Annotated in this window: 7 protein-coding genes; all 7 read left to right on the plus strand. The window is 64.6% G+C overall.

The features are described 5' to 3' along the window. Positions 1 to 520, plus strand: a 520-nt coding sequence (locus ACESMT_RS16580) for an AAA family ATPase (protein WP_372827706.1), incomplete at its 5' end; no start/stop codon positions are given. Between the two features lie 33 nt (positions 521 to 553). Further along, on the plus strand, positions 554 to 1,150 hold the full coding sequence (locus tag ACESMT_RS16585; protein WP_372827707.1) for a GNAT family N-acetyltransferase: 597 nt from the start codon (positions 554 to 556) through the stop codon (positions 1,148 to 1,150). 9 nt (positions 1,151 to 1,159) lie between these two features. After that, positions 1,160 to 1,750 carry a GNAT family N-acetyltransferase gene (locus ACESMT_RS16590; protein WP_372827708.1) on the plus strand — a complete coding sequence of 197 codons (591 nt, stop codon included), beginning with the start codon at positions 1,160 to 1,162 and terminating at the stop codon, positions 1,748 to 1,750. Continuing rightward, positions 1,734 to 1,952, plus strand: a complete 219-nt coding sequence (locus ACESMT_RS16595; RefSeq protein ID WP_372827709.1) for an addiction module protein — start codon at positions 1,734 to 1,736, stop codon at positions 1,950 to 1,952. The genes ACESMT_RS16590 and ACESMT_RS16595 overlap by 17 nt, the downstream gene beginning before the upstream one ends. A 300-nt stretch (positions 1,953 to 2,252) precedes the next feature. After that, positions 2,253 to 3,473: a VWA domain-containing protein gene (locus tag ACESMT_RS16600; protein ID WP_372827710.1), complete on the plus strand. Its 1,221-nt coding sequence runs from the start codon at positions 2,253 to 2,255 to the stop codon at positions 3,471 to 3,473. 151 nt (positions 3,474 to 3,624) lie between these two features. Continuing rightward, a complete protein-coding gene (locus ACESMT_RS16605) occupies positions 3,625 to 5,475 on the plus strand; it encodes an autotransporter assembly complex family protein (protein WP_372827711.1) in 1,851 nt (616 codons plus the stop codon). Continuing rightward, on the plus strand, positions 5,476 to 8,487 hold a 3,012-nt coding region (locus ACESMT_RS16610; protein WP_372827712.1), incomplete at its 3' end, for a DUF490 domain-containing protein.

An 8,487-nucleotide genomic window follows, 5' to 3' on the forward strand; every position in this document is an offset into this window, starting at 1 on the left:
GCCGGTGGCGCTGCTGATTGACGAGATCGACAAGGCCGACATCGAGTTTCCGAACGACCTGCTGCGCGAGATCGACCGCATGGAGTTTTATGTTTATGAGACGCGCGAGCTGATCAAGGCCAAGCACCGGCCGCTGGTCTTCATCACCTCGAACAACGAGAAGGAACTGCCCGACGCCTTTTTGCGCCGCTGCTTTTTTCACTACATCAAGTTTCCTGATGCCGACACGATGAAACTGATCGTCGATGTGCACTTTCCTGGCCTCAAGAAAGAGCTGCTGGCTGCAGCGATGAAGACTTTTTACGACGTGCGCAACCTCCCCGGCCTGAAGAAAAAACCATCGACGTCCGAACTGCTGGACTGGCTCAAGCTGCTGGTCGCCGAAGACATTCCGCTCGAAGCGCTGCAAAGCAAGGAAGACAAGGTGGCTGTGCCGCCGCTGGTGGGCGCGCTGCTCAAGAATGAGCAGGACGTCACGCTGTTTGAAAAGCTGGTGTTCATGCAGCGCCACAACCGCTGATGCCGTGAGTTTGCCTGAAGGGAGTCGCGCGATATGAGTTTTGTACAACCCGTCACCCTCTCCGGCCGCGGCGTCGAGCTGTTGCCACTGGAACTGAGCCATGAAGCCGGCCTGCGTGCCGCTGCTGCCGACGGCGAGTTGTGGAATCTGCGCATCACCTCCGTGCCCGAGCCGGACCAGACCTGTGCCTATATTGAAGACGCGCTCAAGGCGCGCGAAGCTGGCCAGCGTTTTGCCTTTGCCGTGCGCGACGCCGCCACCGGCACCGTGCTGGGCAGCAGCAGTTACCACGACATTTTGCCGGCCGTGAAACGTGTCGAGATTGGCTATACCTGGTACGCCGCGCGCTGCCAGCGCACGCACGTCAACACCACCTGCAAGCTGCTGATGCTCACGCATGCGTTTGACACCTTGGGCTGCAACGTCGTCGGCTGGCGCACCGACAATTTCAACCACGCCTCGCAGCGCGCCATCGAACGCCTGGGCGCAAAAAAAGACGGCGTGATCCGTGGCCACGGCCTGCGCCGCGACGGCACGATTCGAGATACCGTGATGTACAGCCTGCGCTCGGGTGAATGGCCCGAGGTTAAAGCGCAGTTGATGTACCTGCTGGACAAGCCAAGAGCTTGAATACTGCTCATGAGAGAACTCGGCAGCTTCCCACCATTGTCAACGCAGCGGCTTGTCCTCAGAGAAATTTTGCCTCACGATGCAGAAGACATCTTCGGGATCTTTTCTGACGCCGAGGTGATGACCTATTACGACAGCCAGCCCATGACGTCCTTGCAGGAAGCCAAGGCCATGATTGATCGTTTTGCCGCGTTGCGGCAAAACGATAGCGGATGTCGATGGGGTCTCACGCTCAAAGGCTCAGACAAGATTGTTGGCACCTGCGGCATCTTTGGCCGCAACAAGGCATTTTTCTCGGCCGCCTCGGGCTATGAGCTGTCGCCGCCCTGTTGGGGAAGCGGGCTGATGGCCGAAGCGCTGGCAGCCGTACTGGCCTATGCTTTTGATCATCTGGGGCTCAATCGAATTCAAGCCACCACGAATCTGGACAACCACCGGTCCATAAGATCGTTGGTCAAACTGGGATTCAAGGAAGAAGGCATCTTGCGTCAGTGGGGTTTCTGGAAAGACCAGTTCCATGACGTGCGATGCTTCTCTTTGCTCAAATGTGATCACAATCATCAGTTATCGACCGGAGAATCCTATGAACGCCATTCTTAAAAGTTTGGACCACTTGTCAGTGGAAGAGAAGTTGCAACTCGTTGAAGACCTGTGGGATGACATCGCCGAGCAGAAGAGCCCTGTACCAGCGACACCATTCACCCGCGCAGAGGTATTGCGCCGCGTCGCATGGCGTGACGCCCATCCTGGCCCTGGCAAGACACTCGACCAGATAATTTTGGAAGCTGGCGTTCGGTTGTGAATTACAGAGTGGAGTTCGACCCTGGCGCGGAGGAAGAATTGTTGGAGGCGCTATTCTGGTACGAAGCCCGCGCGGAGGGTCTTGGGACCGAGTTTTTGCGACAGGCAAAAATCCAGGAAGCCCGTCTAACGCGGGCACCATTGGTTCACGCCATCGAATACGCAGACATTAGGCGCGCTCTTCTTGGCAAGTTTCCTTACTCTTTTCATTTTCGGATTGAAGAGCAGTGCGTCAGGGTGATTGCCTGTATTCATCAAAGTCGCGATCCGAAGCGCTGGCCAGGCGCCTGAAAGGCAAATCATGCTGATCGACTTCTTCTACACCCTGCGCTCGGCCAAGTTGCCGGTCTCGGTCAAGGAATACCTGATGCTGCTCGAAGCGCTGCAGGCCGGCGTGGTCGGACCGAACAGCGGCAAGGCGGATGCACAGGGAGACATCGGTGAAGGCGCGTACAAAATTGACGACTTCTATTACCTGAGCCGCACCGTGCTGGTGAAGGACGAAAAACACTACGACAAGTTTGACCGGGCCTTTGCGGCCTACTTCAAGGGTGTAGAGATGATTGCCGACTTCACCAAGGACATCCCGCTTGAGTGGCTGCGCAAGAACCTGGAGCTCGAACTGAGCCCCGAGGAAAAAGCCAAGATCGAAAAAATGGGCTGGGACGAGCTCATGGAGACGCTGAAAAAGCGTTTTGAAGAGCAGAAAGAGCGCCACGAAGGCGGCAGCAAATGGATAGGCACTGGTGGTACCTCGCCGTTTGGCGCCAATGGCTTCAACCCGCAAGGCATCCGTATCGGCCAGGAAAAAAGCCGCAACAAGAGCGCGGTGAAAGTCTGGGACCAGCGCGCCTATAAAGATTACGACGACACGCAGGAGCTGGGCACCCGCAACATCAAGGTGGCGCTGCGCCGCCTGCGCAAGTTTGCGCGCCAGGGCAACGTCGAAGAGCTGGACCTGCCGGACACCATCAAGTCCACCGCGGCGAACGCCGGCTGGCTGGACATCAAGATGGTGCCGGAGCGCCACAACAACGTGAAGGTGCTGCTGCTGATGGACGTAGGCGGCACCATGGACGAACACATCAGCCGCGTCGAGGAGTTGTTCTCGGCCACCAAAACCGAGTTCAAACACATCGAGTTTTATTACTTCCACAACTGCGTCTATGACTTCATGTGGAAGAACAACCGCCGCCGCTTCAGCGAAAAGTTCGCGACCTGGGACATCATCCGCAAGTACAACAAGGACTACAAACTGATCTTTGTCGGCGACGCGACCATGAGCCCCTATGAAATTTTGCAGCCGGGCGGCAGCGTCGAATACAACAACGAGGAAGCCGGCGCCGAATGGATGCAACGGCTGACCAACGCCTTTCCGAAATTCGTCTGGATCAACCCCGAGCCCCAAGGTGTCTGGCAGTACCGCCAGAGCATCAGCGTGATCCAGCAGCTGGTCAACCAGCGCATGTACCCCCTGACCATCAAAGGCCTTGAAGAGGCCATGCGTTTGCTGTCGAAGTAGGCTCAAGTAAACTGGAAATGTGATCCTTCTCAGCCTGCCCTGCGTCTGGAGAACGACCGGCGCGGCATGGGCCGCCTCCCTCGCCCTTCTCTGCGCCTTTGTCTCTTTTGTTCCTGCCGCCGCAGCGCAAACAGCCACGCCTGCACCCCCCATGACCGCCACCACGGCAGCGCCGTCCGGGGCCGCGCAAACCGCGCCAGCGCCTGCGCCGCCCCCCGTCAGCGTGACCCCGTCGCCCACACCCGCAGGCTCGGTCGGGCCCACCGACGCTGGCAGCGAAGTCGCCGCCTTCGATATACGCATCGAGGCGCCGCTTGAGCTGCGCGGCATGCTGGAGCGCCACATCCAGCTTCAGCGTTACCGGGCCGTGACCGACCTGGACGAAGCCGAGCTGGCCCGGCTGGTGGTGCTGGCCGAAAGCGATGTGCGCAACCTGGTTGGCACCCTGGGCTACTTCAGCCCCGACATCCGCATCACGCGCAGCGCGCCGTCCAACCAGCGTCCGACCATCGTGGTGGCGGTGGATCCCGGCGAGGCCACAACTATTTTCAAGGTCGGGGTGGAGTTCACGGGGGACATCGGCGATTCGCCCGATCCAGACGCAAAGTCCCAGCGCACCGCCATTGAAGGCAACTGGCGCCTGCCGCCCGGCCGGCGCTTCACGCAGGACGCCTGGGACGGCGCCAAAACCCAGGCCCTGCGCGAGCTGGTGGCGCAGCGCTACCCGGCGGGGCAGATCTCCTACAGCCTGGCCGATGTGGACGCGATTTCGCGCACCGCCAACCTCAGTCTGACGCTCAACTCCGGCCCGTTGTACCGCCTGGGCGAGATGCAGGTCAGCGGGGTGGAGCGTTACAACCCGCTGCTGGTGCCGCGCCTGGCGCAGCTCAAGCCTGGCGACGTGTACGACCAGCGCCAGCTCAACGACGCCCAGCAACGCCTGGCGGCCAGCGGTTATTTCGACTCGGCCTATATTTTTGTAGATCCGGCCAGTGACCCGGCTGCGGCACCCGTGCAGGTGCAGGTGCGCGAGGCCAAATTGCAGAAGATCATCCTCGGCGTGGGCATGACCACCGACAGCGGTGCGCGCACGTCCGTCGAGCACACCCACAACAGCGTGCCGGGCATTGGCTGGCGTGCCGCGACCAAGCTGCAGCTTGAGCGCAAGTCGCCCTTCGCACAGACCGAATGGACCTCGATTCCTAACCCCGACAACTGGCGCTGGGTGGCACTGGCGCGGACCGAACGGCTGGACGACAACGCGCTGATCACCCGCGCGCAACGCCTGCGTTTCGGCCGCATGCAGACCGACGGCCACATCGACCGCAACCTCCACCTGCAGTATGAGCGGGCCAGCGTGCAGGGCAGCGGCGTCAACACCACGACCGATGCCCAGACGGGCGACGGTTCAGCGCTGACCGCCAACTTCGTCTGGGCCGGGCGTTATTTCGACAGCCTGCCGTTTCCGGGGCGGGGTTATGGCATTGGCGTTGAGCTGGGCGTGGGCACCACGCTGGGCGCACGTCGCCAGCCCTTCACACGCACAGCGGCGCGCTGGCTGGGCATTCTCCCGCTGGAGCGCGGCCGCGTGGCCCTGCGCGCCGAGGCTGGTGCCGTGCTGGCGGCAGACGATGCGCGCGTGCCTGCCACACAACTGTTCCGCACCGGCGGCGACACGACGGTGCGCGGCTACGGCCTGCGCGACATCGGCGTCGCGCTGCCGGGCGGCGTGGTCGGACCGGGGCGCTACATGACCGTGGCCAGCGCCGAATGGCAGCGCCCCATCATGAAAGACGGCCTGCCCACCGACTGGGAAAACACCTTGTTCGTTGACGCTGGCAACGTCGCAGAAAAAGCCGGCGACCTGAGCAAGAAGGTGGCCGTGGGTGTGGGCACCGGGGTGCGCTGGAAAAGCCCCATTGGCCCCCTCCAGATTGACCTGGCGTACGGCGTGCGGCCCAAAAAACTGCGCTTGCACCTGAGCGTGGGGTTTGTGTTCTAGATGGCTGGCACCACGCGACCCGCCAACACCGTGGGCACGCCGCCACGCCGCCCGCGCTGGCGCCGAGCGGTACTGGCCACCCTCGGCACGCTGTTGCTGCTGATAGCAGCAGCACTGGGCGCCGGGTGGTGGTGGTCGGGCACCGAAGGCTCGCTTGCCACCGCACTGGGTTGGGCCGCGCGCTCCCAACCGCTGGCAGTCGAAGACGTGAGCGGCGCGCTGCGCAACGGCGGGCGCGTGGGCAAGCTGCACTGGCAGGACGATGTTGGCCTGAGCGTGACCGCCAACGACGTCGCCCTCAAGTGGCAACCGCTGTCGCTGCTGTCAGGCGGCGTCAAGCTGGAGCGCTTTTCTGCCGCCCTGCTGCGCATTGACGACCAGCGCCCCGTCACGGCGCCGTCCGGGCCGCCGCCATCGCTGAGCCTGCCCCTGCCCATCACACTCGACGAGTTTTCCACCGGCCGCATCGAATGGGTGGGGCCACCTGCCATTGACATCATCGGCCTGCGCGGGCGTTACGTCTACAGCGGCAGCGAGCACCAGCTCGACCTGGCCAACGTGCAAGTGGCCGGCGGCCGCTACCAGGGGCAGGCACGCATCGCGGCCACCGGCGCCATGGCGGTGGATGCCAAGCTGTCCGGTACGCTGGAGGCCGAGGTACCCGGCAGCGGCACCCGCCTGCCGCTGGTTTTTGATGCCAGTGCGCAGGGGCCGTTGACCGAGCTTCTGGTGAAAGCCGCGCTGCGTGCTGAAGGTACTGCTGCAAAAGATCTGAAGCCCGCAGCCAGCGCCACCGCACGCGTGATGCCCTGGGCAGCGCAGCCCCTGCCCGAAGCCGAAGCCATTTTCCGCGACATCAACGTCGCCCTCTTCTGGCCCGATGCACCACGCACGCAGTTGACCGGCACAGCCAGCGTCAAACCCGGCGAAGCGGGCGCCTGGAAAATCTCCAGCGAACTGCGTAACGCCCTGCCCGGCCCCTGGGACCAGCAGCAACTGCCGCTGGAGCAATTGCAGGCGGCTGGCGAATGGCGCGATGGCCAGGCCCTGGTCGAATCGCTGGACGCACGCCTGGGCGGCGGGCGGCTGCAGGCCGCCGGGAAATGGACGAGTGGTGGCTGGAAAGTGGACGCCAACTTTCAGGGCGTCAACGCAGCGGCCATACACACGCAACTGGCAGCGCAAACCGTGGCCGGTATGGCCGCGGTGCGCAGCGATGGCGAAGTCATCAACTTCGACACGAAACTGCAAGCATCCGCCGGTAGCAACAAACCCGGAGCCGGCACCAACACCCTGGCCCAGCTGCGGCTGCGTGACGCGCTGGCGCGCGGCAGCTGGCGCGCGCAGCAGGCGGGCGGCACGCTGGAGCTGGCCGCGCTGCAGCTACGCACCAGCGATGCCGAGCTCAACGCCTCGGGCCAGTTTCAGCCAACGGCGCAAGGCGGCAAGGGGCAGCTCAAACTCAGCGCGCCCGGCCTGCAGGCCAGCGCACAAGGCGAGCTGCGTCCCGCCAGCGGCGCCGGCCAGCTCACGGTGCAAGCCCGCGACGCCAACCAGGCCCTGCGCTGGCTGCGCACCCTGCCCGGCCTGGGCGCTGTGCTGAAATCGTCCAGCGCGCAGGGTCGCGGTGAATTGGGCGTGGACTGGCAAGGCGGCTGGCGCGACCCGCAGCTCAAGGCCACACTGAACGTACCCACGCTGGACTGGGGCAGCACAGCCGCTACCAGCACGGCGCCTGCCGAAGTATTGCGGCTGCGGGCCGTGCAGGCCAGCCTGAACGGTCGCCTGAGCCAGGCACAGCTCGCCCTGCAAGGACGCGCCGAAAGCGGCACCCGGCGCTTCGGGTTGAACCTGGCGGCCCAAGGCGGTGCATCGGGCGCAGCCCGCACTGCGCCCTGGTCCCTCAGCAGCTGGCAGGCGATGGTGAAGCAACTGAAGCTCTCAGTGCAAGACCCCGCGCTGGGTGCAGGCACCTGGCGCGTCGAGTCGCAGCGCGACTTCAGCTTGCGCGGCTCGGCCAAGGCCTTTGAAGCCGGCGCCGGGCAGGCGCTGCTGATCGCGCCCGCTGCTGCTGGCAGCGCCGCGCCATCGCAGGCCAGCCTCGCCTGGCAACCCGTGAGCTGGCGCCCGGGCGAGATCATCACCGCCGGCACGCTCAAAGGTCTGCCGTTGGCCTGGGCCGAGCTGGTCGCCGGCCCGCAACTGGCGGGCGCGGGCCTGGCCGGCAACCTGGTTTTCGACGGTGAGTGGGACGCGGTGATCGGCCCCACCCTGCGTATCAACGCCGTGCTGGCGCGCAGCAGCGGCGACCTGACCGTGCAGGCCGAGGACGGCCGGGGCGGCAACACCCGCGTGGTGGCCGGCATTCGCGACGCGCGCCTGACCCTGCGCAGCGAAGGCGAGGCCTTGAACCTGACGCTTCGCTGGGACAGCGAGCGCGCCGGCACCGCCGATGGCCAGCTGCGTACGCGGTTGCAGCGCGGTGTCGCGCCCGCAACTACGCCCGCAGCACCCGGCGCGCGCCGCCCTGGCTCGCCTCCTCCAACAGTCGCGCCCGCCGGCCCAGGCACATGGAGCTGGCCTGCCAACGCCCCGCTCTCTGGCGAGTTGCGCGCCCAACTGCCGCGCATCGGCGTGTGGTCGGTGCTGGCGCCGCCGGGCTGGCGCTTGCGCGGCTCGCTAGGCACCAACCTGATAATTTCCGGCACCCGGTCCGCGCCGCTGCTGGCGGGGGAGCTGCGTGCCGACGACCTGGCACTGCGCTCGGTGGTGGACGGCATCGAGTTTGGCAACGGGCGGCTGCGCGCCACGCTGGACGGCACCCGCATGCGCATCAGCGAGTTCACGCTGCAGGGCGCCGGCGACAAGGGCGCGGGCGGCCTGCTCACTGCGCAGGGTGAGGCCGGCTGGGTCAACGGCCAGCCGATGGTGGCGCTGACAGCCAAGCTGGACAAACTGCGCGCCAGCATACGCACCGACAGGCAACTCACCGTCTCCGGCCAGTTGCAGGCC

It is taken from the genome of Polaromonas sp. (assembly GCF_041689105.1).
In the GTDB taxonomy this organism is placed as follows: domain Bacteria; phylum Pseudomonadota; class Gammaproteobacteria; order Burkholderiales; family Burkholderiaceae_C; genus Polaromonas.

Coding starts and splice junctions, on each gene's coding strand:
- ACESMT_RS16600 (WP_372827710.1), top strand. CDS start 2,253: ATGCTGATCGACTTCTTCTACACCCTGCGCTCGGCCAAGTTGCCGGTC.
- ACESMT_RS16605 (WP_372827711.1), top strand. CDS start 3,625: ATGACCGCCACCACGGCAGCGCCGTCCGGGGCCGCGCAAACCGCGCCA.
- ACESMT_RS16595 (WP_372827709.1), top strand. CDS start 1,734: ATGAACGCCATTCTTAAAAGTTTGGACCACTTGTCAGTGGAAGAGAAG.
- ACESMT_RS16585 (WP_372827707.1), top strand. CDS start 554: ATGAGTTTTGTACAACCCGTCACCCTCTCCGGCCGCGGCGTCGAGCTG.
- ACESMT_RS16590 (WP_372827708.1), top strand. CDS start 1,160: ATGAGAGAACTCGGCAGCTTCCCACCATTGTCAACGCAGCGGCTTGTC.